This window comes from Aeromonas sp. RU39B (assembly GCF_900156095.1).
Classification (GTDB): domain Bacteria; phylum Pseudomonadota; class Gammaproteobacteria; order Enterobacterales; family Aeromonadaceae; genus Aeromonas.
Genome location: NZ_FTMJ01000013.1, coordinates 103,665 through 130,072 on the forward strand (window position 1 = coordinate 103,665; position 26,408 = coordinate 130,072).

Consider the following 26,408-nt stretch of genomic DNA (forward strand, 5'->3'; position numbering starts at 1 on the left):
CATTATTTGTACAATGCCGCGCCCTTTTTTATGGGGCTCTGTCTATTTGTCTGAGGTTCTGATGAGCGAAATAAAAACCAACCTGCTGGATCTCGATCGCGAGGCCCTGCGTGCTTTCTTCGTCGAGTTGGGCGAAAAGCCGTTTCGTGCCGACCAGGTCATGAAATGGATCTATCACTTTGGTTGTGATGATTTCGACCAGATGACCAACGTCAACAAGGTGCTACGCGAGAAGCTCAAAGCGATCGCCGAGATTCGTGCCCCCGAGATCAGCCGCGAACAGCGCTCCTCCGATGGCACCATCAAGTGGGCGCTGCAGGTCGGCGATCAGGAAGTTGAAACTGTCTACATTCCGGAAGATGACCGCGCCACCTTGTGCGTCTCCTCCCAGGTGGGCTGCGCCCTTGAGTGCAAGTTCTGCTCCACCGCCCAGCAAGGGTTCAACCGTAACCTGCGCGTTTCCGAGATCATCGGTCAGGTATGGCGCGCCGCTAAAGTAGTGGGTGGCAAGCGTCCGATCACCAACGTGGTCATGATGGGCATGGGTGAGCCGCTGCTGAACCTCGCCAACGTGGTGCCGGCCATGAAGCTGATGCTCGATGACTACGGTTATGGCCTCTCCAAGCGCCGTGTGACGGTTTCTACCTCTGGCGTCGTGCCGGGTCTGGATATGCTGGGTGACCAGATTGATGTGGCCCTGGCCATCTCGCTGCATGCGCCTAATGACACGCTTCGCTCCGAGATCATGCCGATCAACGACAAGTACAACATCGAGACCTTCCTCGCGGCAGTGCGGCGCTATCTGGAGAAATCCAACGCCAATCAGGGCCGGGTCACGGTGGAGTATGTGCTGCTCGATCATATCAACGACGACATGCAGCATGCCCATGAGCTGGCCGAGGCCCTCAAGGACACACCGAGCAAGATCAACCTGATCCCGTTCAACCCCTTCCCGGGCAATCCGTATGGCAAGCCGAGCAACAGCCGTATCGATCGTTTCTCCAAGGTATTGATGGAGTACGGTTTTACGGTGATCGTACGCAAGACGCGCGGTGACGATATTGATGCTGCCTGCGGACAACTGGTCGGGGATGTGATCGACCGCACCAAGCGCACCATGAAAAAGCGGATGCAAGGTGAGGAGATTTCCGTCAAAATAGTCTAATTCTTCAATATCTTGCGTTGGCCTGCCATGGATAGACGAGTGCTGATGATTGGGGTGGTGTTAACAGCGCTGCCCGCGTGCGTCACCCAGACATCCGTTGTGGGCCAGCAAGGTACTGCACATGAAGTCAGCTCTCCGGACCTCAAAGCGGCCGCTAAAACCCGTTTAGAGCTCGGTCTGGAATACCTGCGCAAGGGCAATGCCGAGCAGGCCAAGTTCAATCTGGATCGGGCCCAGGGTTATGATCCGGATAATCCCGATATCTACTTAGGTTACGCCTACTTCTACCAGTCGGTGCGTGATGACGCCGCCGCCGAGCGCGCCTATCGCAAAGTCCTCGATCTTTCCCCCCAGCATGGCGATGCCATGAATAATTATGGTGCTTTCCTCTGTAGCCGGGGACGCTATGATGAGGCCGACCGGATGTTTAATCTGGCGATAGCCCAGCCGCATTATGCCAAGTTGTCAGATACTTACGAAAATGCGGCCCTGTGCGCGACACAAAGCGGCAAAAAGGACAAAGCGAGTGAGTACTATCGCCTGGCATTGGGGTATAATCCGCGCAAACCCGGTTTGTTACTGGATTTGACGGCTGCCGCCCTGGAACGGGGCGAGACACTGCAGGCTGGATCCTATTTGAGTCGCTTTAGTGAGGTCTCTTCCGAGACAGCAGAGAGCCTGTGGCTGCGACTGCGTCTTGCCCAAGTCCTCGACAAACCTGCCCAGTTGCACCAGTACGGGTCGCAACTGGTTGAACTTTTTCCCAATTCGCAACAAGCCAAGCGTTATTTAGCCAATGACTACTGAACAACAATTCGATTCCCAAGACGCCTCTGTGGTAGTTGGCCCAGGCCAGTTGCTGCGTTCTGCCCGCGAAGCAATGGGCTGGACCCGTGAACAGGTTGCATCTCGCCTTCATCTTCGCCTTACGCTGATTGCAGCCATTGAGACGGACACCTACGACAAGCACACGTCGCCGACCTTTATCCGCGGCTATTTGCGCACCTATGCCAAGTTAGTCGGGGTAGAGGAGAGCACCATTCTCGCCGCCTATGCCACCTTGGGGCTGGAGCCGCAGCAAAGCATCAAGATGCAGAGCTTCTCCAAGCGTACCCGCCTGGAGGCCAATAACAGCCGCCTTAAATTTGTCAGCTGGCTGGTGATCCTGGTGCTGGCTGGCCTGCTGTTTGCCTGGTGGTGGCAAAACTCCAACCGCCGCGCGGCAGGTCAGGAAGAGCTGGCGGCTAGCGAAATCAGCAAGCCGGCAGCCGTTGAGGCCGCCGCAGGCAGCAACAACACTGACGCCGATACCTCGGGTGACATCATCTCGCCAATCCCGGAAGTGGAAGGTTCTGCTTCTGACGCAGAGCCGGCCATGACCACCCCTGTTGCCACTGACGCGACCAGTGCCAGTGTGGCCAGCCAACCGGCTGCTCCGTCTACCAGCGCCGCGGATGCGACGGCTGTCGCCGCCACGGCGGTACAACCGGCCGGTCAAGAGACGGCGGCTCAGCCTGGCACCAGCGATGCTGCCAGCGCGCCGCAACTCAAACTCGGTTTTACCGCTGATTGCTGGTTTGAAGTGCGTGATGCCAGCGGCAAGGTACTCTTCAGCGGCCTTAAGAAGGCCAATGATGAGATGACCTTCGAAGGCAAAGAGCCGTTCCGTCTGCTGATCGGGGCTCCCATGGCTGCCCGTATCCAGTTCAAGGGGCAGGATATCGACATGAGCCGTTATAACAACGGCCGCACTGCCCGCATCACATTGCCGCAGCAGGAGTAATGCCCAGCATGTCTTCCCACGCATCACCGATTGTCCGGCGCAAATCGCGCCAGATCATGGTGGGTAATGTGCCGGTTGGGGGCGATGCCCCCATCACGGTGCAAACCATGACCAACACCAAGACTACCGATGTGGTGGCAACGCTTGAGCAGATCCGTCGCATCGAGCGGGTGGGGGCCGATATCGTGCGGGTATCGGTGCCGACCATGGAAGCAGCTGAAGCGTTCCGTCTGATTAAGGCCGAGACCCGTATCCCGGTGGTCGCCGACATCCATTTCGACTATCGCATCGCCCTCAAGGTGGCGGAATACGGTGCCGATTGCCTGCGTATCAATCCCGGCAACATCGGTAACGAGCAGCGCGTCCGCGCCGTGGTCGATTGCGCGCGCGATCTCAATATCCCGATCCGCATCGGCGTGAACGGCGGCTCCCTCGAGCGCGATATCCAGGAAAAGTATGGCGAGCCTACCCCGGAAGCACTGGTTGAGTCGGCCCTGCGCCATGTGGATTATCTCGACAAGCTCGATTTCCAGAACTTCAAGGTGAGCGTCAAAGCCTCTGACGTCTTCCTGGCGGTTGGCGCTTATCGCTTGCTGGCCCAGCAGATTGAGCAGCCGCTGCACCTTGGCATCACCGAGGCGGGCGGTTTTCGCGCCGGCGCGGTGAAATCCTCTATCGGTCTTGGCATGCTGCTGGCTGATGGTATCGGTGACACCCTGCGCATTTCGCTGGCCGCCGATCCGGTGGAAGAGGTCAAGGTGGGCTTTGATATTCTCAAATCCCTGCGCATTCGCTCCCGTGGTATCAACTTTATTGCCTGTCCCTCCTGCTCGCGGCAGGAGTTTGATGTCATTGGTACGGTCAACGAGTTGGAGCAGCGCCTTGAGGACATCATCACGCCGATGGATGTCTCCATCATCGGTTGCGTGGTGAACGGCCCGGGCGAAGCGCTGGTGTCAGATCTTGGTCTGGCAGGCGCGGCCAACAAGAGCGCCCTTTACGAAGCGGGCCAGCGGGTCGATCGCCTCGATAACAAGGCACTGGTGCCCATTCTTGAGCAGCGCATCCGGGCTCGGGCCGCGATGCTCGACCCCGGTAACCGCATCGAGGTTGACGAACACTGATACAGACGGGCCACGTTGGGTGGCCCGCACCGTTTCGAGCGGTCGCATTGAGCCTGGTTGCGGTTTTACCTGGCGATGGAAACTCCCTATAATGCGGCCAATTTTCACGTCTTTTTCCTGAGTATCAACGTGGCAAAACAGATCCAAGCAATTCGCGGTATGAATGATTGCCTGCCGGAGCAGAGCCCGGCGTGGCAGAAAGTTGAAACAGCCCTGCGCCAGGTGATGGCCAGCTATGGCTACAGCGAGATGCGGATGCCCATCGTCGAGCAGACTCCGCTGTTCAAGCGCGCCATCGGCGAGGTGACCGACGTGGTCGAGAAGGAGATGTATACCTTCAACGACCGTAACGACGAGAGCCTCACTCTGCGCCCGGAAGGCACCGCCGGTTGTGTGCGCGCCTGCATCGAGCACGGCCTCATCTATAACCAGGAACGTCGCGTCTGGTACACCGGCCCCATGTTCCGTTATGAGCGTCCGCAAAAGGGTCGCTATCGCCAATTTCACCAGTTCGGGGTGGAAGTGTTCGGCCTCAATGGCCCGGACATCGACGCCGAGCTTATCCTGCTGACCCACCGCCTGTGGCGCCAGTTCGGCATCGCCGATCATGTCACCCTGCAGCTCAACACCCTGGGTCAAAGCAGCGAACGCGCCGCTTACCGTGATGCGCTGGTGGCCTTCCTCGAGCAGCACAAAGAGGTGCTTGATGAGGACAGCCGTCGCCGCATGTACACCAACCCGCTGCGGGTGCTCGATTCCAAAGACGAGCGGGTACAAGCCCTGCTGGCTGATGCCCCGCGTCTGATGGATTACCTCGGTGAAGAGAGCCGCGCTCACTTCGAAGGGCTCAAGCGCCTGCTCGAAGCTGCCGGCATTCACTACGAGGTGAACGAGCGTCTGGTGCGCGGTCTTGATTACTACAACCTCACCGTGTTCGAGTGGGTCACCACCAGTCTGGGCGCCCAGGGCACCGTCTGTGGCGGTGGCCGTTACGACGGTCTGGTTGAGCAACTCGGCGGCTCCGCCACCCCGGCGGTTGGCTTTGCCATGGGGATGGAGCGTCTGGTGCTGCTGCTCGAAACGCTCGAGCTCAATCAGGACATCCCCCCGGTGGTTGATGTTTACCTTGCCATGATGGGTGAGGGGAGCGAGATGGCCGGTTTCCTGCTGGCCGAGCGTCTGCGTGATGCGCTGCCCGAACTGCGTCTGATGAGCCACTGCGGTGGCGGCAACTTCAAGAAGCAACTCAAGCGTGCCGACAAGAGCGGTGCAAGCATTGCGCTGATCCTCGGTGAGAGTGAAATCGAGCGCGGTGAAGTGACCATCAAGTATCTGCGTGGCCAGGCCGAGCAGATGACCGTCAAGGTTGACGAGGCGATTGCCCTGCTGGCGGACAAAGGAGAGTAACGTGGAAGTCTACACCACCGAAGAACAACAGGTTGAGGCCATCAAGAGCTGGTGGAAAGAGAACGGCTCCTCGATCGTAATCGGCACTGCAATTGGCTTGGCTGGCCTGTTTGGCTGGCGTTGGTACAACAACCATCAGCTGGAAACCCAGCAGAGTCTCTCCGCTCAATACAGCGTGGTGAGCGAAGCACTGGCCAAAGATGGCGACAAGGCATTTGGTCAGGTTGAATCCTTTATCAAGGGCAACGAAGGCGCCTCCTACGCCGATCTGGCCTCCCTCGAGCTGGCGTCTGCCGCGGTGAATGCCGGCAAGCTGGATGTGGCTATCGCGCAGCTGTCCCGGGTTGCCGACAAGGGCGATGCCAGCGTGCAGAATATCGCCGGTGTCCGTCTGGCCCGTCTGCTGGCCGAGCAGGGCAAGGCCGATGACGCGCTGGCTCGTCTTGACAAGATTAAGGATGACGGCTTCAAGGCGCAGGTTGCTGAAGTGCGTGGCGACATTCTGCTGGCTCAGGGCAAGCGCGAGCAGGCCCGTGATGCCTATCAGGCCGCCGCCGACGCCGGTGGTCTGCAAAGCAGCCCGGTACTGCGCATGAAGATGGATGACATGGCCCAGGGGGCCGCGGCAGGGGATGTGAAGACGGATGCGTAATCAGTACAAAAAACTGGTATTGGGCGCGGCTGTCGCCCTGGTCCTGCAAGGCTGCTCTCTGTTTGGTGGTGACGAAGACCTCACCCCCATGGCGCCGCTGCCGCAGATTCAATCGGCTTTTGAAGCTGACACCGCTTGGAGCTCCTCGGTCGGTGGCGGCATTGGTGATTTCTACTCGCAACTGCGCCCGGCGCTGGATGGCTCGCGCATTTATGCCGCCTCCCGTGACGGCGATGTCACCGCGCTGGATGCCAGCAACGGTGACAAGGTGTGGCGTGTTGATCTCTCCGATCTGGACGTGAACGCCGACAAGCGCAGCGCCCGTATTTCCGGTGGCGTGGTCGCCGCGTATGGCAAGCTGTTCCTTGGCTCCGAAAACGGCGTGGTGTATGCCCTGTCCGAAGAGAACGGTGATGTGCTGTGGCAAGCCACCGTTCCGGGTGAAGTGGTCGCCAGTCCGGCGGTCGGTGATGGCCGCGTGGTGGTGCTGACTACCTCCGGCACCCTGATCGCCTTTGACAGCGAAAGCGGCAAGCAAGAGTGGTCGCTGACCGAAGAGCAGCCGCCGCTGACCCTGCGCAGTGTGGCCCAGCCGGTTATCACCAATGGCGCCGTGCTGTATGGTCGCGCCGATGGCAAGGTCGGTATTGCGCTGCTGAGCAACGGTCAACCGGTGCGTCAGTCCAAGGTGGCTGATCCGCGTGGTGCAACCGAGCTGGACCGTATGGTTGACGTCGATTCCACTCCGTTGGTGGCAGGCGACGAGCTCTACGCCATCGCCTACAATGGCCAGTTGATGGCACGTAAACTCATGTCCGGTGACGAAGTGTGGAAGCGTAAGTACTCCTCCTACCGTGACATGGCGGCTGACGATTCCGCTATCGTGATTACCGACAGCAGCAGTCACCTGTTTGCGGTCGACCGTCGTAACGGCCTCGAGCTGTGGTCCAACACCCAGCTGGAAAACCGTGATGTGACCGCGCCGGTCATCTTCGGTGACTACGTGGTTGTCGGTGACGTGGAAGGTTATCTCTATTGGCTGGATCGCCTTGATGGCACCATCAAGGCCATGCAGAAGCTCGATGGCAGCGGCTTGTATGCCAATCCGCTGGTTGAGGGCGATACGCTTTATATCCAGAGCCGTGGTGGCAAGCTGTTTGCCCTGAAGCGCCCGTAAGCGCTGCACGCGCAATGTTATCCGGCTCCCGGTCTTTGGACCCGGAGCCGTTGTCGTCTTAACGACGCCCCGCCCGACAGGGTGCCAGGCGTCTGTGACACCCGAGAAATGAGGAATGTATGACTCCTGTTGTTGCCCTGGTTGGGCGCCCCAATGTGGGTAAGTCCACCCTGTTCAATCGCCTGACGCGCACCCGTGATGCGTTGGTGGCCGACTTTCCGGGCTTGACCCGCGATCGCAAGTACGGTCAGGCCAAACTGGGCGAACTGGAATTTATCGTGGTCGATACCGGTGGTATCGACGGCAGCGAAGAGGGCATCGAGCTGAAGATGGCCGAGCAGTCGCTGCAAGCCATTGATGAAGCTGATGTTGTGCTGTTTATGGTGGATGCGCGCGCCGGTCTGACCGCTGCCGACATCGCCATCGGCGAACACCTGCGCAAGTGCCACAAGACCGTGTTTCTGGTGGCCAACAAGACCGACGGCATCGACGGCGATTCGGCCAGTGCCGAGTTCTATGCCCTGGCGCTTGGCGAGGTGTATCAGATTGCTGCCGCGCATGGCCGTGGCGTGCTGAGCCTGCTGCAACTGGCGCTGGCTCCCCATCTGGAAGAGCTGGTCGCCGAGCGCACTGCCAACGGCGAAGAGGGCGTCGACGCGGATGAGGAAGAGGAGTTCGACGAAGAAGTGCTGGCCCGCATGATGGCTGCCGGCGAGTTCGTGATGGACGACGAAGCCGAGCAGCAGAATCGCTACGCCGATCTGCCGGTCAAGTTTGCCATCGTCGGTCGCCCCAACGTCGGCAAATCGACCCTGACCAACCGCATGCTGGGTGAAGATCGCGTCATCGTTTATGACATGCCGGGCACTACCCGCGACTCCATCTATATCCCGCTCGAGCGCGATAACCGCAAATACGTGGTCATCGACACCGCCGGTGTCCGCCGCCGTGGCAAGGTGCATGAGACGGTCGAGAAGTTTTCGGTCATCAAGACCCTGAAAGCCATTGAGGACGCCAACGTCTGCCTGTTGGTGATCGACGCGCGCGAGACCATCACCGATCAGGATCTGAGCATCCTCGGTTTTGTGCTCAACGCCGGCCGCTCCGTGGTGCTGGTTGTGAACAAGTGGGACGGCCTCGATCAGAAGGTCAAAGACGATGTGAAAAACGAGCTGGATCGTCGCCTTGGCTTTATCGACTTTGCCCGCGTGCACTTCATCTCTGCTCTGCACGGCAGTGGCGTGGGTCACCTGTTCGAGTCGATTGACGAAGCGTATGCCTCGGCCACCCGCCGCGTCAGCACCTCGATGCTGACCCGTATCATGCAGATGGCCCAGCAGGATCACCAGCCGCCGATGGTGCGTGGTCGCCGCGTCAAGCTCAAGTACGCTCACGCCGGTGGTTATAACCCGCCGCGCCTGATTGTGCACGGCAACCAGGTAGAAGAGTTGCCGGACTCCTACAAGCGTTACCTGATGAACTACTTCCGCAAATCGCTGAAGATCATGGGCACGCCGATCCGGGTCGAGTTCCAGGAAGGGGCCAACCCGTTTGAGGGCAAGAAAAATACCCTGACCCTGAGCCAGGAGCGTCAGCGCAAGCGTCTGATGAAGCTCAAGGGCAGCAAGTAAGCAGCGCGTCGGGTGGCGGCGCGAGCCGTCACTCGCGTGGTGAAAGGAGAGATGACGATGAACATGGTGGCCTGTCCCCTGTGCGGCGAGGATATCGATCCGCGCTCGCGCGAGACAACCTGCAGCCACTGCCAGGGGCTCTACCGCATTACGGCGAGCTGCCCGGACTGTGGCGAACCTCTGGAGCGTCTCAAGGCCTGTGGCGCGGTCGATTATTTTTGTAATCGCTGCAACCAGCTGGTCTCCAAATCCAGGGTTAACTTCAGCGCCAGCAAGGCGTGAAATCTACCTAACAAAAAGCCCCGACCAGTTGGCCGGGGCTTTTTTTCACTGCTGGCTTACAGCCCGAGGTTGGCGCGGGCGTAGGCTTCAAAATCGGTACAGCCACCGATGTGGGTCTCGTCGAGGAAAATCTGCGGCACGGTCTGCACCGGCTTGCCGGCTTTGACCGCCAGATCGTCCTTGCTCAGCCCCTGCTCATAGATATCGATATAGCGAAACGAGAAGTCATCACGACGGCTGGTCAGCTCTTCGGCGACCTGCACGGCGCGAACGCAGTAAGGGCAGCCGGGACGGCCATAAATCTCAACAAACATGCTGTGTCTCCGTATATGCGGGCCCATCAAGCCTAGCCGATGGGCCGCCAGCCTGCAGCTTAGGGCTGCGCGGTGATCTCCACCGGCTGGTTGTTGTAAATCTGCTCGAGCACACCTTTCTCGAAGGTCATCCAGGGCCAGCGTGCCTTGCTGGCACGATAACGCTCATGGGTATCCGGGTCGAGCGAAAGGGCGTCCTGGAACACCACAAAGGCTTTACGCTGGCCATTGGCAGTATCAATAAAGCCCACCAGGTTAGAGGCGCCGGTCACGGTACCGGTCTTGGCATGCACCCGACCCTTCATAAAGGGGGCGGTCACTGAGCCACGCCAAGCCAGCGTGCCATCCACCTGAGAAGTGGGGAGCAGTTTGATGAAATTCAAGGTGCTGTCATTGCGCTGGATATAAGCCAGCACTTGTAGCATCTGGCGGGCGCTCACCAGATTGTGGGCCGAGAGGCCCGAGCCATCAGCCAGGGTGGCGTTATCTAAGTTAATACCCACCTTGCCGAGAATGGCGCGTACCGCCATGGTGCCGCTGCGAAAGCTACCCGGCATGTTGTAGTAGTGACGGCCGACGGTTTTCAGGAACGTCTCTGCATACATATTGTCAGAGCGCTTGAGCATGTGCGCGAGCAGCTCAGGCAGTGGTTGGGAGCTGTGGCTGGCCAGCGTTTCGGCGCCTTGCGGGAATTGGTGGGTCAGGCGCAGGGCGCCATCATGCTGGATACCGACGCGATCGAGCGCCCAGTTGATGTTGTCCCAGCCCCAGGCTTCCAAATCATAGATAGCGAAGCGCAGACCCTGCGGGTCTTTGCTCGGCGCCAGACAGCCGCGCAGGTCGTAATGGTTGCCGCGGGCCATGTCCACTTCAAGGGAGCAGAACTGGCGTGCCATGTCGGCGTAGTTCATCACGTCCACATTATCGGCGCTGATGCTAATCGGCACGCCGGCCGGGCTGCTGGCAGTGGCCGGTTGGCCAACCTGGCTGCCCGTCACGGTGCCATAGGCGCAGTTTTTATCGATGATGACGGCGCCAACCGGCGCGGTGAAGCAGAGCGGCTGATCGCCCCACGACCAGCCATTGCCGCGCTCGTAGCCGTTGTAGGCACCGGTGTTGACGTAGACGTTACCGGTGATGCGCTTGACGCCGAGTTGTTGGAACAAATTGAGCAGGTCGGTACGGCTTAAGGTCGGGTCGCCGACAAAGTTGATCCAGAGATCCCCATTGAGGGTATCGCCACTCTTGCTGCCCGGTTTGGCCTGAATTTCTGTGACAAAGCGAAACTCTTCGCCCAGCTCCAGACGGGCGGCCAGGGCGGTGATCACCTTCATGGTCGAAGCCGGTGTCATCAAATCGTCGAGATTGTGGGAAAACTCGATACCGCTCTGGCCAAGCACGCCGATGCCGGCATGGCCACCCTTGGGCGGGGTGATCGGTGCTGCGCAGGCAGCCACCGAGAAAAGGGCACACACACCAATCAGAAAGCGCTGCATGAAAATCCTTACTGTTACCGGGCGCTGTCGGCAGTACGAAACGACCCCTGGTAGTCGAAAATCTTCTCCTTGATTTGCCAGAAACGCCCCGAGCGGCGCGCGATGACAAAATCCGGATGACGAAAACCGGCCTCAGCCGCCAGCACCGCCTCAAGAGAGGCAAACTGGGGCTCCAGACCGGGAGCGCGCCAATGATGACGTACAAAGACCTCATGAAACAAGCGCCGCGCCACGGTGGAGGCAAAAGAAAAGTAATCATCGAGGGTGGCGCCATCCTCGTCATGGTAGGTCACCTTGAGCTGGGCTCCTTGTTTGCCCTGATGCAGAGCGAGCGACAGGCCGCTACAGCGCAGCACCATGCACCCCTTGAGGTTGAGGGCCGCGCGCAGCTGCTCGTCCGGGTCAACCAGCACGCCATCACAGCTCTGGCAGCGGCGGGCAGCAATATCATTGGCGGCGCCACAGTGTGGACAGATTTTGGCGCGAAAGCGGTAATCGCACTCTTCGCGGTTGCCTTCGTCATCTTCCAGCACTCCCTGACAGCGGCGGCCATAGTGCTCGATGACGTTACCTTGCTCATCGAGTTTTCCCCAAAACGTGTTGGCAAAACCGCAGGCAGGGCAGGGGACTTGCACTGGCACACTGTCACGATGAGGCCGTGGCTCGCCCACTTCCGGGTCAAACAGATTGATGTTATTGCCGGCATAGTCGAGCACTAAGCAATCCAGCTTGCCGGGCGCCAGGCGCAGGCCGCGGCCGACAATCTGCTGATAGAGCGAGACCGAGTCGGTCGGGCGCAGCAGCGCAATCAGATCCACGTGGGGGGCATCAAAGCCGGTGGTCAACACCGAGACATTGACCAGATACTTGATGGTTTTCTCTTTGAAGGCAGCAATCAGCCGGTCGCGCTCATCGCCCGGGGTTTCACCGGTCACCAGCGCAACCGCATCACCGGATTGGGTCAGCCGGGTGGCAATCTCGGCAGCGTGCTCTACGGTGGCGGCAAAGATCATCACGCCGTGGCGCTCGCGGGCATAGTCGCGGATCTGCTCGAGAATATGTGGGGTGACCCGAGCCTGGCGGCGGATCTCCCGATTGAGCTCGGCGTCATCAAACAGGCCGCTCGGGCGGGCTAACAGCTTGCTGAAATCGTAGTGAACCAGCGGCGCATCAATGAGTTTGGGCGGCGTCAGATAGCCGTGGCGAATCATGTAGCGCAGCGGCAGCTCAAACACGCAGTCGCCAAAGAGCCGCTCGCCGCGACTTTTTACCATGCCGTGATAGTGACGCCGATAGATCCAGCCCATCCCCATGCGATAGGGGGTGGCGGTGAGCCCGAGGATTTTCAACGCCGGATTGCCGGCACGCAGATGCGCAATCACCTGATGATATTGGCTGTCGTCATCCCCAGACACCCGATGGCACTCATCGATGATGAGCAAAGAAAAGGCGCCATCAAAGGCATCGAGATTGCGCGCCACCGATTGTACCGAGCCAAACACCACCTGAGCGTGCGACTCTTTGCGCGCCAACCCGGCCGCAAAAATGTCGGCCCGAAGGCCCCAGGCTTCAAACTTGGCGTGGTTCTGCTCGACTAACTCTTTGACGTGGGCCAGCACCAATACCCGACCACGGGCTTTGCGCGCCAGCTCGGCAATCACCAGGCTCTTACCGGCGCCGGTGGGCAACACCACCACGGCCGGGTCGGGATAGCGACGAAAATGGGCAATGACGGCGTCAACCGCCTCTTGCTGATAGGGTCTTAAGGTAAACATGGGCAAGATAGGGCGCCACCGGTTGGCGGCGCCCGTGGGATCAATCGTGGTAGGTCTGGCAGGCGAGCAGGGTGTTCTCGATAAGCGAGGCCACCGTCATCGGGCCAACTCCACCGGGAACCGGGGTGATAAAGCTGGCGTGGCTGCGCGCAGTTTCATACTCCACATCCCCCACCAGCGCCCCGTCCGCCAGTCGGTTGATACCGACGTCGATCACGGTAGCGCCCGGTTTGACCCATTCGCCCGGAATAAAGTTGGGCTTGCCCACCGCCACCACCAGCAGGTCGGCGCGGCGTACATGCTCTTCAAGATCCTGGGTGAAACGATGGCAGGTGGTGGTGGTGCAACCAGCCAGCAGCAGCTCCAGCGTCATGGGGCGGCCCACAATATTGGAGGCCCCTACCACCACGGCGTGCAGACCGTGAGTCTTGATGCCGGTGGTTTCAATCAGGGTCATGATCCCCTTCGGCGTGCAGGGACGCAGCGCCGGAATACGCTGGGCCAGACGACCGACGTTGTAGGGGTGGAAACCGTCTACGTCCTTGTCGGGGCGGATACGCTCGACCACGAGGGTGCTGTCCATATGGGCCGGCAGCGGCAGCTGAACCAGGATCCCGTCGACCTCTGGGTCATCATTGAGTTGATCGATCAGCGCCAGCAATGCCTCTTGCGTGGCATCGGCGGGCAGATCATAGGAGCGGGAGATAAAACCCACTTCATCACAGGCGCGGCGCTTGCTGCCCACATAGACCTGAGAGGCCGGATCGCTTCCGACCAGGATCACGGCAAGACCGGGGGCGCGTTTGCCCTGGGCCACCCGCTCTTTGACCTGGGCGGCCACCTGACTGCGAATCGTTTGCGCAACCAGTTTTCCATCAATAATTTTGGCTGACATAATCCTCAACTCAACGTCTTCACAATGGCGGCGCATTGTCGCATTTTTTATCCGGCGCTGACAGGGGCAATCGCGCGCTCCGCAAGTGCTGGCGCCACTTGTCAATTACCGGACAAGGGTGGTCAGAAAAGCCTCGCTTTGGTCTAATCCCAGAGAGTCGTTCAAGTTGTTCGCCAGCCGCCGGGCAGAGGATGCCGGGAGGCTGGCTGTTGCCTATTGCACAGTGAGGGAGCCGGAATGGGAGAGAAGAAGGAGTTTCTCTATTTTTTCGAGAATCTGCGTGGGGTCGCCATTTTGATGGTGATGCTCAGCCATATAACAGTGATCTATGAACATGATTCGATTTGGCAAAATCTATGTCGTTATCTGTTTGGTGATGTGTCGTCACTGTTTGTGTTTGTCTCAGGGTATCTTTTTCTCTACACGACTGAGCGTAAGGGATATGACTATCTCCCATACCTACATAAAAAAGCGGGGTATATCCTTTACCCTTACCTTCTATTGTCGGCTGTAGCCATCGGATATGGGATTGTCACTGATAAAAATCTCGATTATGGGTTAGCCCCGTTGCAATATGGTATCTGGTCTCTCATCGTTGGTGGTGCATTGATTGTTCCTCTTTGGTATATACCGATGATCTGGCTTGTCTTCTTAATTTCTCCATTGCTACGCTATGCGAGTCGCTCGTCATTTTTTGGTCCAATAGTGGTTGTCGCACTGTTTGTATCACTGATGACAGCGAGACCTTTGAGCAATCTGAATCCGTTTCTGAGTGTCTTTCACTTCCTAGGTTTCTACCTGATGGGGATGTACTTCGCTCAAAACGGCCCTCTTATTCAATGGGCAAAATCAAAAGTTATACCAATCAGTGTCGGGTTACTAATTGCATATCTTTTAATGTATTTTTGGTGGTTCAATACAGAAACGTTCAACCATGGTTTTTGGGATCAGTTATTTCATCTTAATGTGCTCCAGTTGAGTAAGTTGATTTTTGTGTGGTTGATGTACTTTATTTTTGCAGCCTATTTAAATCACCCTTATAAACCCATGTCACATATTGCGCAGATCAGTTTTGGTTTGTTCTTTGTTCATGGTTTTTGGCTCTATTTATTTGGTATCGTTTTAGGTCGAATGCCTGTAGAAAATATAATCGGCAGACTGGCTATTCAGTTGCTGTTTTGCTTTGTTTTTTCATATATCTCAATTCTTATTGCACGCAAAGTGTTGGGCAAAAGGAGTCGCTATGTGGTGGGGTGCTAGAATCGGGGCTGCAGCCTTAGTGTGCCTATGGGGTTCGTGTGCCTTGGCACAAAGCCAGGAGCATTGGTTGGTGCTGGGGGCTGCGCCCTCAACACAAAGTAGTGTTGCTATCGATCAGGTATGTCCACATCAGAGTGTTAGTCTGACCTACCTTTCCGATAATGACGGGCAGATTAGCGGTGACCCCGATGTGTGGTGTGACTTGGGGGCAGTGCTAGCGCAAAAACATGGCAGTCTTGTTTCATTTACAATTGCGACCAAGCCTGATTTTCGTGTCGAACAACTGGGGCAGCAAGCGAGCCCTGAAGCCCATTTATTCCAAGCAGCCCTTTCCCGTCTTCCTGCAGGGAAAGTGACTGGAGTATTGCTCTTGGTCGATGAGACATCGACGCATGACGTTATGCTGTGGTCACTGATCAAAAATCTACGCTTTGGAACCCTTTCGGTTCTCGGTAGTGCTGCTTGGTTGCTCAGTGAAGTCCCGGGTTGTGGCCCAGTAACCGAGGGATTCGACAAGATGTTGCAGACGCTTACGCACAAATATCCACGATCGTTTTATGCAGGTATGAGAGCGCAAGCTGAAGACCAGGTATGTTCAACCAGTCCTGCAGAGATTCAGGCTAAAACCTGGTTCTCTGCCATCCAGGGGGTAGAAGTCCGTCAGCAGGAGTACGAACGTGAAACCCTGATAAGCCTCTTTAAGTAAGATGACAGCAGCGTCCTCGGGATGCATCAGCGCAAGAGCAATAAGTAGTCACTTGAATTTGTTGATGGAAAAATTCATTGACGCTGGCTTTTGCGCTTGGTTATGATGCCGGCCCGTTGCCTGACTGGTCTTATCTGGCTATTCTGTGCAGCGAACATCGGTGATTAGCGCAGTCCGGTAGCGCATCTGGTTTGGGACCAGAGGGTCAGAGGTTCGAATCCTCTATCACCGACCATTTTTGCAGGTGGAATGCCTGAACGTTCAATGTGCGCCCTTAGCTCAGTTGGATAGAGCAAAACTAACCCCCAAAGTGTTACCACTTTTTGAGGTGACTAGAGCAGGCAAGGGCTGGAGAGATGGTAAGGTTACCTAGTAAAGCCTTGCTGTTACTCCTTACTAAAAAGAGTTACCATTTTGCGTAGCTCTTAAAATGTTGTTGATTTGTAAAATTTGTCCCGTTAGCTCAGTCGGATAGAGCATCCGCCTTTAAGTTATTAGGAGCCTGTACAGGGAAACCTATACAGTGGAGAGGGTGAATTCAAGGAAGCCTCAGCGCGTAATGGCGGTGGTAATCTTGAGCCAAGCTCTACAAGCGTGTAGAGAAGGTGCAGAGACTAGATGGTGCAATGCGATCTCATTGCGGAATACATCATTAGCGCCCTCCACCCAAACAGATAATGCTGTGGGTGAAGATATAGTCCAGACCACAAACACGGTGGCAGTGAAAGCTGTAGTGGTAAGCTAAGCGGATGGTCGCAGGTTCGAATCCTGCACGGGACGCCATTTTCAGAAGTAAAAAAGCCAGCATTAGCTGGCTTTTTTACTTCTATAACCTCTCAATTAAATCCCCCCCCTCCCCCATTGGACAACCAATGACGACCTTATTGGTCTTTGGATGAGAACGCCCTCATCACCTCCTCCACGGCAAAGTGTTGGCTCATGACAACCTTATCGATCGGATCTATGTGTGTATGGCTCTGAGCAAGATAGCGGTCTGTTTTATGACAGCCAACGGGCGTGGCATTGATGTCGCCAAGCGCCTGCTGGAGTAGGAGTTGGCTGGTGTATTGGTGGCGGGCCTGTATGCTGGCTACCGGTTTATCTGCACGAGTCTGCGCCTGCTTTGCTGGACCCATGTACTGCGCAACGTGGCTGTTATCGCCCTGAGTGGGGAGCTGTTTCGTCAACGCTTACTTTCGTTGGTTGAGACGACCAAACGCTTGGGACATTGACCCCAAGAGTGACTGCATACCATTATCCGAGCCCGCATCGAGAAAACGGATTACCCCATTCACTCCGAACTGTGTGCATCAATCCCCTGACGCTGAACGGTTACATCAAGAGGCGCTTCTAAACGCCATCAGCCCCCTCAAAAGCCTCTCCACGGCCTCCAGCCTGCCCCGCAAATCGCGACTTTCTGCAACGGTATGGTTGATGGCCCTTTCAATCGCTAGATCCAATATGGAGAAGTCGGATCTTAACTCCTGGTACTCAGTGAGCATTGAATCACATTCCTGCAACGCTTGACGGTAGTGCTGTGCTCTCGCACTCAGCCCTTCCAGAACGGATTCATACGTTTCCGGCTCACGCTCCTTACCCGATTCAGTTACAAGCGCATCCGGCCCAATAAATTCCTCTTTGAAATGCACTTCATCGAACTTGGGAGTCCTGATGAAATGAGAAAAACGCCTCCCATCATCAACTTTCTTCCTTTTTAGAAGTCCCTGATTTACGAGCTTGATCAGATGCCGATAAATGAAGGTATAACGCCGCTTACGTATCTGCGATTCTGCTTTGTCACCAAAAATGGCATTTACAAATCCTATCGCAGTGAAGTCATCCATGTGCAGTCGAATGAGTGCGGTGTAGAGCGCGGTGGGTAACCACACAGTCTGGGAGCTCATAAGCAATCCTCGGTCTCGAACGAAAACAATTAGTGGAGATCTAAACTCGATTGCGGATTATAGTCCGTGGCCGTAAGCCAGACAACCAGAGATAGTGCTCGCCAGAGAGAGGCGAGACATGCAAGAGCTAGCAAAAAAATTTGGTGATGCTGTACGTGATAGACGGCTTCAATTGGGCGTATCGCAAGATACACTCGCACATGTAGCAGAGATTGATAGAAGCTATGTGGGACGGATTGAGCGTGGTGAGGTCAATGTAACCCTGGAGAAAGCATATGAGCTTGCCAAAGCGTTAGGCTGCGATATTAGAGATTTGTTACCATAGACAACGGGTAAATATATTACACGGCATCATTAATATTAAAGGTAATACTAACCTATACATCCCAACAATTTTTTAATTTAACTCCTCGTTCGTTGTATATTGTCTAAATATATCCACCCCTAACTAACCTTCATTGTTACCTTTTTAATTACAATCGCGCCATCTAAAAATAAATTTATGTAGTCATTCAAAGTATTTATATGGTATATATTTACTGATATTGGTATACTTGGTGATTTTTATGGCTGAACAAAAAGCTTGTACCTGTGAAGAGCTCAGGAATATGAAATCTCAGATGGGGGGAGACAAGTTAAATCTCATATCTTCACTAAAAAGTGCATACGGTGAAGAGTACGAAAAGCATCTTTTCGAACAGTATAAAATGTTTGTTGATATGGCAGATAGAGTTAGCGCTCGTAGAATGCTAGCTAACTCGTTTTTTGTCGGTGTTCACACAGCCTTGATCACAGCATTTACTGTAATGCTCAAGGAAAGGATCTTACCGGATGGCTTGGTGGGCCTTTTACCATTTGGCGCAGTAATCGCTCTTTGCTATGTATGGTGGAGGGTTGTCTACTCCTATCGCCAACTAAATAGTGGTAAATTTGCTGTTATTCATGAAATGGAGCGTGTCATGCCCATGGCTCTTTTCAAAGGTGAGTGGGTAGCTATGGGTGAAGGCAAAGACCACAAGAAGTACCTGCCATTAACACATGTAGAAAATTATGTACCGTTGTGTTTTGGCATCATGTACATATTACTTGGCTTATCATTTTATTTCTGTAAATAATAGAGGGGCTAAGCCCCTCATATTTAGTAAATCTGACCAAGATTTCTCTTTAAATTGTAATGGAACTGCTCAGAGCTTCTCGATGAAGTAGAAACGCTCTCTCCTCCAAGTTTACGATTAAACGCAAGCGGGTAGTCAGCTTTGTAAGCAATCGCGAATAACTTTAAATGTTCCATTGTCGTCATTTTAGGCCATTTCTTAAGATATTCAGGTAGAGTTACATATCCGACCTGAAAAGTCGCGATGCGATTGTCAATAATAGTCGCCTCACCAATTTCAAAGGGGACCCACCAAGATCCCTCTGTATTTTCTGATACAACAGCAATAAGGTGAGAACAGTCCTTCATTCTAGTTGTAATAACGTCTGTGATTTGATCTGTAGTTTGGGACTGGGGATCTAAAACATCAAGATATGTTTTAATTCCATACTGATGCATAACAGCAGCTACACCAAGTGCAGCATCTCTATCTTTGTGTCGGTAGCTAATGAATACAGGCATTATTATTTTGCTCCTGCTAACATTTCAATCCCACCGACAATAGATTTGCTATTCCATGCCACAATTTTATCCGCCGAATCTTTCACTATTTTAGATGTTTTCTCTGATGCCCAGGGTTCAATAGCAAGTATCTTTTTACCCATGGCCTGAGCTAGCTCAATCTCAATGTTTATCCACTTACTATAAGTTGAATAAACACCAGCAAGAATGACGACAACAGAGGCTGGCTGGATTTGTGCTCTGATGGCAGCCCTTAGAGTGGCTTCATTTGGAGCATCATGAATGGGATCATTCTTCGGAACACTATAATTTTTGTAGTTAAAGCCATAGGTGGACACTTGCGAGTCCAACATCTTACATACTTTTTCGTATGCATCACCATAAGCCCAACTATGACTAATGAACAGATTGTATAACGCCATCAGGACACGCCTTCTTCAGTTTGGATCACCTGAGACACTACATAGCGGCCTAGTTTGCAACGATGGCACAATATGTGGTGCTGTATATATACACAGTACAAAGATACACGATCCAATTGGAGCGATCAAGAAAAACGATTGATGTATCATTAAGGTTGCTTTTTGATCTAGAAGAGACTCGTTATCTCCCTCTTTTACTGCAAGTTTTCAGGCCATGTTGCGTTTAGAAAATGTCCATATAGTCTCGATTGGTACATTCAGGATAAAGTGATCGCCCAACTAATCTTCATCGAGCCCTCTATACATGCGAAGCCAGACTTAAGAGACATCCACCAACTCACCAAGAATTAGCTCAAACCCTTTCCAGGCACTATGGCTGGAAGCCTTGATGATGGACCCACTTGATATCAAGATGCGATGAATGAGGAAATAATGGAACCATTTTGGATTTGGCAACAAGCAGATTGGCCCCATTTTCGTTGGCGGGATAGCGAGATATTGCCCAGATTACGGCAGGTTCAACGCAGGCAGGGAATTCTAATCGGTAGTCATTCCAGGTTGGGGAACCCCGACCAAACGTTAGATACGTTACTGGCTAACATCATCGCCTCTTCCGCTATCGAAGGCGAACGCCTCAATGCACAATCCGTGCGTTCTTCCCTGGCTAGGCGGTTAGGGGGTTCACAAACTCAGTCCTATCCAGTATCGGAGCGCTCAGAGGGGCTCGCGGCCATGATGCTGGATGCCATCGACAATCATGAACAGCCGTTGACGATTGAGCGCCTTTACCAATGGCATCGTTGGCTGTTCCCCGTCAACGAATGGTCGGTGCAGCCAGTGAATGTAGGACAGTTGCGAGGAGATGAGCCGATGCAGGTTGTCTCCGGACGTGTTGATAGACCCACCGTGCATTTTGAGGCACCGCCCAGAGCAACTCTGGACGATCAACTGGCCGAGTTCATCCTCTGGTTTAACCAGACTCAGCATGACCCCACGATGGATCCGCTCATTCGTGCGGCAATCAGCCATTTCTGGTTCGTGACCCTGCATCCCGTTGATGATGGCAATGGGCGGCTAGCGCGAGCACTGACCGATCTCGCGCTGTCACAGGCTGACAGCCAAGGCATCCGTTTGTATGCCATGTCAGTTGCTATTCTAGAGCTGCGGGGTGACTACTATCGGGCGCTTGAGTCAGCGCAGAGGGGGCCGCTAGATATTACCTCCTGGATCTGTTGGTTCCTCGACACACTGGATTACTCCATAGAGCCGGCATTACAGGTTATTGATCGTTCTCTCGCCAAGACATTTTTCTGGTTGCGGCACTGTCATGACGATCTGAGTCCAGAGCAAACCAAAGTGCTGAATCGTTTACTGGATGGCGGCGAACAGGGTTTTGAAAATGGCATCAGTGCCAGTCAATATCAAAAAGTCGCCGGAGTTAGTAAGCCCACGGCTACGCGCCATCTTGCGCAACTAGTAGATAGGGGGTGCATTGAGAAATTACCTAGTGGTGGACGCAATACACGCTATCAGATCCGCTTGCACACAGAGGGAGTTTGAAAAGCATTGCCATGGGGCGTTAATTTTATTTGGTAGATAAAATCTGCGATTAACGTACCAATGACGATCTTTAGTTAAATATTGACACCATGATGAGTGCCGTCAGGCATATGAACAAATAAACTCAACCGGCAGTCATGGCTCTCAACTGATTTTTTGAGCGACAACAAACTATCGAGAACATCGGGATCTATTGCAGGAACATCACCCGTCCCGAGATTTGAAAGCAGTTTGGTCACACTGAGACGTACCAGTTGCTCTTCGGCCAGCGCCTTGGCTCTCTGGACAACCTCGGGTGATTCGGATGAAATCATATCCTCCAATGTCCTCCCCATACGGTGCTCCTACTACAGATAGAATTAAAGGCCCACGCCGAGCAGGCATGGGCTCTCAGCATTAGATCAAGAAGTCATCCAGTGCTTTTCCAGCCGCAACTGCTTCTGCGATGGCCTTGGGCATGCGGCCCTGGCCAGTCCATGTCTTCTCCTGACCGCCTTCGGTGTACTTGTATTTTGCAGGACGGGGAGCGCGTTTGGCTTTGACTGAACCCTCGGATTTCGCCGGAGCGGCAGTGCCAACCAGCTCACTCGGATCGATGCCTGCCTGTTTCAACATTTCGGTAAACTCAGCCAGTTTTTGCAGGCGTTCAGCTGACTCTTCTCTCAGTTTGGTCTCTTGCTGTTCACGCTCAGCAAAAATTTCTTCGAATTTTTCCCTAACTTCGACTAACTGCTCAAATGACAGCTCACGCAGTGCAGCTCGCAGGCTGCGAATATTCAGCAGTGTTTTCAAAAAATCGTTCATTGATAGCCTCATGTATCACATTTTTATATCAGGAAAATTATCTCTCAATCCCAGCATCAGCTCCACTGTTTTTGGCACCAAGATGACTCAAAAAATAGCATCATTTAAAATTCGTGAGCTAAATTGCGTTTGGATCTACTTATTGGCCTAGCTCCAATCTGCTATGAAACTATGTAGCTAAAAATTAAATCCAAGTGGTAGTGAGCGTTGAGACCACCTCACCAGATGAGCCGATGAAGGATCTTGTTCGGCTCACGAAATGAGCCGATAGGACAATATCATTGGCTCACAGAATGAGTCGATGATAGGAAATAGTTCTCTCCACACAACCTCGAATATAGGGGCATACTATTCAGATTATCTCCCTATTAGAATAATCACGCCCAAATGTGTCTGGGTTTGCAGCCTCATAGTCATCGTCAAACATATGTTCCCCGCGATGCATCTCCCTCATTGTTGCGAGTGTACCGAAAAAGCACATTTCACACAGATGCACCAGGTAACGCTCACCATCGTGACGGGAACCATAGCCAAAATCCGCCGATAACGAGCCGTATTGGTTGGTTCCAAAATTCGTTTTTGTACTACGACCACAGACATCACAGAGAATGTCAATAACCTGTTCTGTTGGCACAATTTCTTTTACGAGCATGCTACGCTCCTAATCTGATGAGAATAGGAGTTATCATACGCGGACACGCTATATATATTGCAACTTGTTTTGGTTACTTTCTGGTATCCATGCGAATGAGAGCTTTCACCTCGACAACAGTGGCTCCGATAGGAACACCTATCGAACTCAATAACTCGCCATTTTCAGTTCTGGTAACCTCGGGATCACCCTTATACCAACACCATTCTCGGCCAGTTTTTGTGTCGGCTGCCTCTAAGATGCCACAACGATAATCAAAATTGATGGTCACTGAATGTTCTCTCGGCTAGCTAGCTTGGTTATAGCATAGGTAAATATATGATAATTCAAGTCTCATAAAGACCCCAGATAGAATTATGCACAGAGATTCACGATAAAGTTGGTATTGCCCGAATTGGGCTCTTCAACCTCTGCATCCAGTGCCTCATCCAACAAAGTCCTCAGACACATCGCCACCGCCACATGGAACGGATAGGATAGGGTAATCGCGTATCGTAGGTTCAGGGGAGATTTCATCATGTCCTATTCTAGTTATCATCCAGGTAAGACCGAAGCCTCTGTGATGACGCTATCTAGCTCTCTTGGTATCCCCAGCGACCCGTTGGGGTCGCATCTATGGATCGTGGCTGGCGTAGCTCCTGGCAGCATTCATCGACTGGCTGAATTGATGAGTACAGACATAGGTTTGATATGCCGCTTAGCAGGCATTAGCCGCCACACTGTTGCTCGCAAGCTGAGGATTGGGGCTCCTCTATCAATCTCTCAGGGTGCCAGGGTATACGGCGTTGTACAGGCCCTCGATGCGGCACTATCCCTCAACAAGAACGATACTGCCAAGGCGTTATCATGGCTAAACAGACCAGCTTGGGGCCTCGGTGGAGTCGCTCCGGCAACATTGTTGACTACAGATATGGGGGTTCAGGCAGTTATCCATTTAGTGGGGCGGATTCAGCATGGGGTGTGCAACTAAATCGAGGGTTCTGATAGGCGAATCCCTACAGAATGCTTCAAAAACAACCAATCTCATCATTTTTTGAAATTTATTTCATTTACCCCACTTGAAAAATTCTAAAAACTGTCCATTTACTAATTATGAGAGCTTGAATCAAATTTAAGCTGCTCACCATTATTCCGCTGCTACGCAGCGAAGATAAACCAGTTCCCTCTCACATCCTATTACATCTATAGTTTAATTTTTAGAACTGAGTTATGTCTGAAAAATATACACTTATTATACCCCCATCAGTGTTTCTACCTGAAAAGATGAAATCTGCATCACCTGTTATAACCCGAGTGAAAACACACACATAAGAAGCATAAATCCGATGTGCTAATCCCATCCAAAGGTTCATATGAGAAGCGATAGTTCTTGACTTAACCGTAGGGACATTGCTTAGTTTAACGATGTCTCTTTGTATGCAATAAGGATCTATTCATGCAACGCCGTGACTTTCTCAAACTGGCCTCAGCTCTCGGATGTGCAAGTGCTCTACCTTGGTGGAACAAGGCCCTCGCTGCGGAACGGCCCACATTGCCAATCCCCACTCTTCTTAACCCAGATGATACAGGGGTTATCAAGCTTAACGTGCAGCAAGGTCAAATGCTGTGGCGGCGTAATCCAACCGATACTTGGGGTTATAACGGCAGCCTACTCGGCCCCACCTTACGTGCAAAACAGGGCCAGCGACTAACTATCCAGGTCAATAATCAGCTATCAGAAACCACTACGGTACATTGGCATGGTCTTGAGATACCAGGGACTTCTGATGGAGGCCCTCAGGCAACCATTGCCGAAGGCAAACAATGGCAAACCCAATTCACGATTGAACAAAATGCAGCAACTTGCTGGTATCACCCCCATACGCATGGAAAAACAGGGCATCAAGTAGCTATGGGGTTAGCTGGGCTTTTCATTCTCGATGATGAAGAAAGCCAGCGCTTACCCTTACCCAATCATTGGGGGATAGACGACATCCCCGTTGTACTGCAAGACAAACGCCTTAACTCAAATGATCAGTTGGACTATCAGCTAAATGTCCTAAGTGCTTCTGTAGGATGGTTTGGCGATATGATGCTGACCAATGGTGTCGAGTATCCCAGCCATACTGCGCCAAGAGGGTGGTTGCGGTTGAGGTTGCTTAACGGCTGTAACGCAAGATCTCTTAACGTAGCAGCTAGCGATGGACGTGTATTGTACGTTATTGGAAGTGATGGTGGGTTGCTCGCAGAGCCTGTTGCATTAACCAAACTGGAACTGCTGCCAGGAGAGCGGTTCGAAGTCATGGTTGACCTTCGTGATGGTAAAGCATTCGATTTAGTCAGCCATCCCGTTCAGCAGATGGGAATGACCTTCGCCCCGTTTGATGCTCTGCTGCCACTTTTGAGGATCCAACCTTCTTTGCTGGGAGGCCATACAGCTCTTCCTGATCGCTTAGCCAGCTTACCTGCCCTGCCGAATTTTAAAGGTCTGACAACTCGAATGCTGACTTTATCAATGGATCCCGAGCTAGATCATCAGGGGATGCAGGCCTTAATGGCGCGTTCTGGTAATAGCTCAATGCCAGGAATGAGCATGTCTGAAAATGGATCCGACAATATGGCCGATATGGACATGAGCGGGATGGATCATAGCTCGATGGATATGGGTGAATCCAATACGCAGCATAGCACTACGGCTGCAATGAATGGTGATAAGAAACCATTCGACCTATATAGCGGAAACAAAATCAACGGTAAGGCATTTACCATGGACAGCCCAATGTTTGAGGTCAAACAAGGCCAAACAGAGCGTTGGGTTATCTCTGGGGAAGGAGATATGATGCTGCACCCCTTTCACATTCATGGAACTCGTTTCCGTATTTTACAAGAGAATGGAAAGTCAGTCGCTCCGCACCGAGCTGGGTGGAAAGATATTGTGCGCGTTGAGGGGGGACGAAGCGAGGTGTTGGTGCGGTTCGATCACCAGGCACCGAAGGAGCGCGCATATATGGCACATTGTCACTTACTGGAACATGAAGATACAGGCATGATGCTATCATTCACGGTCAAACCATAAACATCGATTTATTTGGTGCCACATATGTGGCACCAAATAATGTCAAAGTTCACCAGTGGTGAGTAAAGCAAAACCCAACAGCAGATGATAATTGTTTATATAAAAATATAAAGCCTACGAACCAACTATGGCTAAACTCGCACCTTCGGTGCGGAATAATAATAGAATGCTTTGTAAGAAATGAATTTAAGTCTAGATGATTTATAGTCTTAGCCTTTAGGTCGTATATTGTTATGAAACATTAATACAAGAAGCGCGATTAAGCTAAAAGCTGCGCTAGCGTAAAATGTTGCTGCTGAACCATGTTGCTCCCATAGAAAACCCGCAATAACACTTGCAAATAGCATTGCAATCCCGCTCATTAGGTTGAAGAAACCAAAAGCCGTACCACGCAGATCGGGAGGTGCAGTTTGTGCCACCATCGTAGCTAAAAGTCCTTGAGTAATCCCCATATGTAGCCCCCAAAGCACTACCCCTGACAGGACGAAAAGCCAGTGGTTATTGGCAGCAAGTACCAAATCGGCTGCAATCAATACTGCGAGTCCAAATACGAGAAGCTGTAATGACCCAGCCGTTCCTGCACAACTAAGCGGCTTCGGCATAGGCCTGCGCCGGTGTTTTCATCTTTAGTGCTTGGTGAGGACGCTTCTGGTTGTAAAACTGGATCCAGTCGCCAATCACCCGACTGGCATGCTGCAAGGTCTCGAACCTCTGCCGATGGGCACACTG

29 protein-coding genes, 1 tRNA gene and 1 pseudogene are annotated in these 26,408 nt (G+C 53.3%); 18 read left to right on the forward strand and 13 right to left on the reverse strand.

The features are described from left to right. Positions 1-61: 61 nt before the first annotated feature. The 9 genes from BW958_RS16465 (at position 62) to BW958_RS16505 (ending at position 9,221) form a co-directional block, all read left to right on the forward strand. Positions 62-1,165, forward strand: a complete 1,104-nt coding sequence (locus tag BW958_RS16465) for a dual-specificity RNA methyltransferase RlmN (RefSeq protein ID WP_076576935.1) — start codon at positions 62-64, stop codon at positions 1,163-1,165. A gap of 45 nt (positions 1,166-1,210) precedes the next feature. Further along, a complete protein-coding gene (gene pilW, locus BW958_RS16470) occupies positions 1,211-1,972 on the forward strand; it encodes a type IV pilus biogenesis/stability protein PilW (protein WP_306169666.1) in 762 nt (253 codons plus the stop codon). Further along, positions 1,962-2,948, forward strand: coding sequence for a cytoskeleton protein RodZ (gene rodZ / locus BW958_RS16475; RefSeq protein ID WP_076576937.1), 987 nt, complete (start codon positions 1,962-1,964; stop codon positions 2,946-2,948). Before pilW ends, rodZ begins: the two co-directional genes overlap by 11 nt. A gap of 8 nt (positions 2,949-2,956) precedes the next feature. After that, positions 2,957-4,072 carry a flavodoxin-dependent (E)-4-hydroxy-3-methylbut-2-enyl-diphosphate synthase gene (gene ispG / locus BW958_RS16480; protein ID WP_076576976.1) on the forward strand — a complete coding sequence of 372 codons (1,116 nt, stop codon included), beginning with the start codon at positions 2,957-2,959 and terminating at the stop codon, positions 4,070-4,072. 129 nt (positions 4,073-4,201) lie between these two features. Further along, positions 4,202-5,479 carry a histidine--tRNA ligase gene (gene hisS, locus BW958_RS16485; RefSeq protein ID WP_076576977.1) on the forward strand — a complete coding sequence of 426 codons (1,278 nt, stop codon included), beginning with the start codon at positions 4,202-4,204 and terminating at the stop codon, positions 5,477-5,479. A 1-nt stretch (position 5,480) separates the two neighbouring features. Continuing rightward, complete coding sequence (locus tag BW958_RS16490) at positions 5,481-6,131, forward strand: YfgM family protein (protein ID WP_076576938.1); 651 nt, start codon at positions 5,481-5,483, stop codon at positions 6,129-6,131. Continuing rightward, positions 6,124-7,308: an outer membrane protein assembly factor BamB gene (gene bamB / locus BW958_RS16495; RefSeq protein WP_076576939.1), complete on the forward strand. Its 1,185-nt coding sequence runs from the start codon at positions 6,124-6,126 to the stop codon at positions 7,306-7,308. The genes BW958_RS16490 and bamB overlap by 8 nt, the downstream gene beginning before the upstream one ends. Before the next feature lie 119 nt (positions 7,309-7,427). Further along, on the forward strand, positions 7,428-8,939 hold the full coding sequence (gene der / locus BW958_RS16500; protein WP_076576940.1) for a ribosome biogenesis GTPase Der: 1,512 nt from the start codon (positions 7,428-7,430) through the stop codon (positions 8,937-8,939). A gap of 57 nt (positions 8,940-8,996) precedes the next feature. After that, the gene (locus tag BW958_RS16505) at positions 8,997-9,221 is read left to right on the forward strand and encodes a zinc ribbon domain-containing protein (RefSeq protein WP_076576941.1); all 225 of its coding nucleotides are present in this window, start codon (positions 8,997-8,999) and stop codon (positions 9,219-9,221) included. A gap of 56 nt (positions 9,222-9,277) precedes the next feature. On the opposite strand, the gene BW958_RS16510 is transcribed toward BW958_RS16505, so the two are convergent. From BW958_RS16510 to folD, 4 genes are read right to left on the reverse strand one after another with little or no spacing between them, the layout of a single operon-like run. Continuing rightward, positions 9,278-9,535 carry a GrxA family glutaredoxin gene (locus BW958_RS16510; RefSeq protein WP_076576943.1) on the reverse strand — a complete coding sequence of 86 codons (258 nt, stop codon included), beginning with the start codon at positions 9,533-9,535 and terminating at the stop codon, positions 9,278-9,280. A gap of 59 nt (positions 9,536-9,594) precedes the next feature. Beyond that, complete coding sequence (gene dacB / locus BW958_RS16515; RefSeq protein WP_076576944.1) at positions 9,595-11,031, reverse strand: D-alanyl-D-alanine carboxypeptidase/D-alanyl-D-alanine endopeptidase; 1,437 nt, start codon at positions 11,029-11,031, stop codon at positions 9,595-9,597. Positions 11,032-11,045: 14 nt separating this feature from the next. Next, entirely contained in the window at positions 11,046-12,806 is a 1,761-nt protein-coding gene (locus BW958_RS16520; protein WP_076576945.1) for a DNA repair helicase RadD, read from the reverse strand. Positions 12,807-12,846: 40 nt separating this feature from the next. After that, positions 12,847-13,701, reverse strand: coding sequence for a bifunctional methylenetetrahydrofolate dehydrogenase/methenyltetrahydrofolate cyclohydrolase FolD (folD, locus tag BW958_RS16525; RefSeq protein WP_076576947.1), 855 nt, complete (start codon positions 13,699-13,701; stop codon positions 12,847-12,849). Positions 13,702-13,938: 237 nt separating this feature from the next. Between folD and BW958_RS16530 the strand changes: the two genes are divergently transcribed. The 3 genes from BW958_RS16530 to BW958_RS16540 all read left to right on the forward strand — a co-directional run bounded on the left by BW958_RS16530 (position 13,939) and on the right by BW958_RS16540 (position 15,902). Beyond that, a complete protein-coding gene (locus BW958_RS16530; protein ID WP_076576948.1) occupies positions 13,939-14,961 on the forward strand; it encodes an acyltransferase family protein in 1,023 nt (340 codons plus the stop codon). A 67-nt stretch (positions 14,962-15,028) separates the two neighbouring features. Next, positions 15,029-15,667, forward strand: coding sequence for a hypothetical protein (locus BW958_RS16535; protein ID WP_143233122.1), 639 nt, complete (start codon positions 15,029-15,031; stop codon positions 15,665-15,667). 158 nt (positions 15,668-15,825) lie between these two features. Beyond that, positions 15,826-15,902 (forward strand) — tRNA-Pro (locus BW958_RS16540). 646 nt (positions 15,903-16,548) lie between these two features. On the opposite strand, the gene BW958_RS20820 is transcribed toward BW958_RS16540, so the two are convergent. Together BW958_RS20820 and BW958_RS16550 are read right to left on the reverse strand one after the other, a co-directional pair. Further along, complete coding sequence (locus tag BW958_RS20820) at positions 16,549-16,854, reverse strand: hypothetical protein (protein WP_076576951.1); 306 nt, start codon at positions 16,852-16,854, stop codon at positions 16,549-16,551. 150 nt (positions 16,855-17,004) lie between these two features. Next, the gene (locus tag BW958_RS16550) at positions 17,005-17,571 is read right to left on the reverse strand and encodes a hypothetical protein (protein ID WP_076576953.1); all 567 of its coding nucleotides are present in this window, start codon (positions 17,569-17,571) and stop codon (positions 17,005-17,007) included. 118 nt (positions 17,572-17,689) lie between these two features. On the opposite strand from BW958_RS16550, the gene BW958_RS16555 reads away from it, so the two are divergent. Together BW958_RS16555 and BW958_RS16560 are read left to right on the forward strand one after the other, a co-directional pair. Further along, the gene (locus BW958_RS16555) at positions 17,690-17,896 is read left to right on the forward strand and encodes a helix-turn-helix domain-containing protein (protein ID WP_010676170.1); all 207 of its coding nucleotides are present in this window, start codon (positions 17,690-17,692) and stop codon (positions 17,894-17,896) included. Between the two features lie 241 nt (positions 17,897-18,137). After that, the gene (locus tag BW958_RS16560) at positions 18,138-18,686 is read left to right on the forward strand and encodes a RipA family octameric membrane protein (protein ID WP_143233123.1); all 549 of its coding nucleotides are present in this window, start codon (positions 18,138-18,140) and stop codon (positions 18,684-18,686) included. Positions 18,687-18,709: 23 nt separating this feature from the next. On the opposite strand, the gene BW958_RS16565 is transcribed toward BW958_RS16560, so the two are convergent. Beyond that, the gene (locus tag BW958_RS16565; RefSeq protein ID WP_010676168.1) at positions 18,710-19,186 is read right to left on the reverse strand and encodes a toll/interleukin-1 receptor domain-containing protein; all 477 of its coding nucleotides are present in this window, start codon (positions 19,184-19,186) and stop codon (positions 18,710-18,712) included. Positions 19,187-19,188: 2 nt separating this feature from the next. Further along, on the reverse strand, positions 19,189-19,608 hold the full coding sequence (locus tag BW958_RS16570; protein WP_179078874.1) for a TIR domain-containing protein: 420 nt from the start codon (positions 19,606-19,608) through the stop codon (positions 19,189-19,191). 432 nt (positions 19,609-20,040) lie between these two features. On the opposite strand from BW958_RS16570, the pseudogene BW958_RS20710 reads away from it, so the two are divergent. Then, positions 20,041-20,274, forward strand: a pseudogene (locus BW958_RS20710) (DUF4172 domain-containing protein); the annotation flags it as partial. Between the two features lie 66 nt (positions 20,275-20,340). Continuing rightward, positions 20,341-21,168, forward strand: a complete 828-nt coding sequence (locus tag BW958_RS16575; RefSeq protein WP_256702058.1) for a Fic family protein — start codon at positions 20,341-20,343, stop codon at positions 21,166-21,168. A 74-nt stretch (positions 21,169-21,242) separates the two neighbouring features. Here BW958_RS16575 and BW958_RS16580 read toward each other — a convergent pair whose 3' ends face one another. The 3 genes from BW958_RS16580 to BW958_RS16590 form a co-directional block, all read right to left on the reverse strand. Next, positions 21,243-21,482, reverse strand: coding sequence for a hypothetical protein (locus BW958_RS16580; RefSeq protein WP_232354411.1), 240 nt, complete (start codon positions 21,480-21,482; stop codon positions 21,243-21,245). 82 nt (positions 21,483-21,564) lie between these two features. Then, the gene (locus tag BW958_RS16585; protein WP_076576959.1) at positions 21,565-21,972 is read right to left on the reverse strand and encodes an H-NS family histone-like protein; all 408 of its coding nucleotides are present in this window, start codon (positions 21,970-21,972) and stop codon (positions 21,565-21,567) included. A 352-nt stretch (positions 21,973-22,324) separates the two neighbouring features. Next, complete coding sequence (locus tag BW958_RS16590) at positions 22,325-22,624, reverse strand: hypothetical protein (protein WP_076576961.1); 300 nt, start codon at positions 22,622-22,624, stop codon at positions 22,325-22,327. Positions 22,625-23,186: 562 nt separating this feature from the next. Here BW958_RS16590 and BW958_RS16595 point away from each other — a divergent pair. Together BW958_RS16595 and cueO are read left to right on the forward strand one after the other, a co-directional pair. Then, the gene (locus tag BW958_RS16595) at positions 23,187-23,594 is read left to right on the forward strand and encodes an antitoxin Xre/MbcA/ParS toxin-binding domain-containing protein (RefSeq protein ID WP_256702059.1); all 408 of its coding nucleotides are present in this window, start codon (positions 23,187-23,189) and stop codon (positions 23,592-23,594) included. A gap of 465 nt (positions 23,595-24,059) precedes the next feature. Further along, complete coding sequence (gene cueO / locus BW958_RS16600) at positions 24,060-25,679, forward strand: multicopper oxidase CueO (RefSeq protein ID WP_076576963.1); 1,620 nt, start codon at positions 24,060-24,062, stop codon at positions 25,677-25,679. A 209-nt stretch (positions 25,680-25,888) separates the two neighbouring features. On the opposite strand, the gene BW958_RS16605 is transcribed toward cueO, so the two are convergent. Both BW958_RS16605 and BW958_RS16610 read right to left on the reverse strand, forming a co-directional pair. Beyond that, positions 25,889-26,281, reverse strand: a complete 393-nt coding sequence (locus tag BW958_RS16605; protein ID WP_083687386.1) for an MFS transporter — start codon at positions 26,279-26,281, stop codon at positions 25,889-25,891. Next, on the reverse strand, positions 26,265-26,408 hold a 144-nt coding region (locus BW958_RS16610), incomplete at its 5' end, for an integrase core domain-containing protein (RefSeq protein WP_143233016.1). The genes BW958_RS16605 and BW958_RS16610, both read right to left, overlap by 17 nt.

What these genes read in the sequence shown, in the direction of transcription:
- BW958_RS16465 (WP_076576935.1), top strand. Translation starts at nt 62, where the DNA reads ATGAGCGAAATAAAAACCAACCTGCTGGATCTCGATCGCGAGGCCCTG.
- pilW (WP_306169666.1), top strand. Translation starts at nt 1,211, where the DNA reads ATGATTGGGGTGGTGTTAACAGCGCTGCCCGCGTGCGTCACCCAGACA.
- rodZ (WP_076576937.1), top strand. Translation starts at nt 1,962, where the DNA reads ATGACTACTGAACAACAATTCGATTCCCAAGACGCCTCTGTGGTAGTT.
- ispG (WP_076576976.1), top strand. Translation starts at nt 2,957, where the DNA reads ATGTCTTCCCACGCATCACCGATTGTCCGGCGCAAATCGCGCCAGATC.
- bamB (WP_076576939.1), top strand. Translation starts at nt 6,124, where the DNA reads ATGCGTAATCAGTACAAAAAACTGGTATTGGGCGCGGCTGTCGCCCTG.
- der (WP_076576940.1), top strand. Translation starts at nt 7,428, where the DNA reads ATGACTCCTGTTGTTGCCCTGGTTGGGCGCCCCAATGTGGGTAAGTCC.
- BW958_RS16505 (WP_076576941.1), top strand. Translation starts at nt 8,997, where the DNA reads ATGAACATGGTGGCCTGTCCCCTGTGCGGCGAGGATATCGATCCGCGC.
- BW958_RS16510 (WP_076576943.1), bottom strand. Translation starts at nt 9,535, where the DNA reads ATGTTTGTTGAGATTTATGGCCGTCCCGGCTGCCCTTACTGCGTTCGC.
- dacB (WP_076576944.1), bottom strand. Translation starts at nt 11,031, where the DNA reads ATGCAGCGCTTTCTGATTGGTGTGTGTGCCCTTTTCTCGGTGGCTGCC.
- BW958_RS16520 (WP_076576945.1), bottom strand. Translation starts at nt 12,806, where the DNA reads ATGTTTACCTTAAGACCCTATCAGCAAGAGGCGGTTGACGCCGTCATT.
- folD (WP_076576947.1), bottom strand. Translation starts at nt 13,701, where the DNA reads ATGTCAGCCAAAATTATTGATGGAAAACTGGTTGCGCAAACGATTCGC.
- BW958_RS16530 (WP_076576948.1), top strand. Translation starts at nt 13,939, where the DNA reads ATGGGAGAGAAGAAGGAGTTTCTCTATTTTTTCGAGAATCTGCGTGGG.
- BW958_RS16550 (WP_076576953.1), bottom strand. Translation starts at nt 17,571, where the DNA reads ATGAGCTCCCAGACTGTGTGGTTACCCACCGCGCTCTACACCGCACTC.
- BW958_RS16555 (WP_010676170.1), top strand. Translation starts at nt 17,690, where the DNA reads ATGCAAGAGCTAGCAAAAAAATTTGGTGATGCTGTACGTGATAGACGG.
- BW958_RS16560 (WP_143233123.1), top strand. Translation starts at nt 18,138, where the DNA reads ATGGCTGAACAAAAAGCTTGTACCTGTGAAGAGCTCAGGAATATGAAA.
- BW958_RS16565 (WP_010676168.1), bottom strand. Translation starts at nt 19,186, where the DNA reads ATGCCTGTATTCATTAGCTACCGACACAAAGATAGAGATGCTGCACTT.
- BW958_RS16570 (WP_179078874.1), bottom strand. Translation starts at nt 19,608, where the DNA reads ATGGCGTTATACAATCTGTTCATTAGTCATAGTTGGGCTTATGGTGAT.
- BW958_RS16575 (WP_256702058.1), top strand. Translation starts at nt 20,341, where the DNA reads ATGATGCTGGATGCCATCGACAATCATGAACAGCCGTTGACGATTGAG.
- BW958_RS16580 (WP_232354411.1), bottom strand. Translation starts at nt 21,482, where the DNA reads ATGATTTCATCCGAATCACCCGAGGTTGTCCAGAGAGCCAAGGCGCTG.
- BW958_RS16585 (WP_076576959.1), bottom strand. Translation starts at nt 21,972, where the DNA reads ATGAACGATTTTTTGAAAACACTGCTGAATATTCGCAGCCTGCGAGCT.
- BW958_RS16590 (WP_076576961.1), bottom strand. Translation starts at nt 22,624, where the DNA reads ATGCTCGTAAAAGAAATTGTGCCAACAGAACAGGTTATTGACATTCTC.
- BW958_RS16595 (WP_256702059.1), top strand. Translation starts at nt 23,187, where the DNA reads ATGACGCTATCTAGCTCTCTTGGTATCCCCAGCGACCCGTTGGGGTCG.
- cueO (WP_076576963.1), top strand. Translation starts at nt 24,060, where the DNA reads ATGCAACGCCGTGACTTTCTCAAACTGGCCTCAGCTCTCGGATGTGCA.
- BW958_RS16605 (WP_083687386.1), bottom strand. Translation starts at nt 26,281, where the DNA reads ATGCCGAAGCCGCTTAGTTGTGCAGGAACGGCTGGGTCATTACAGCTT.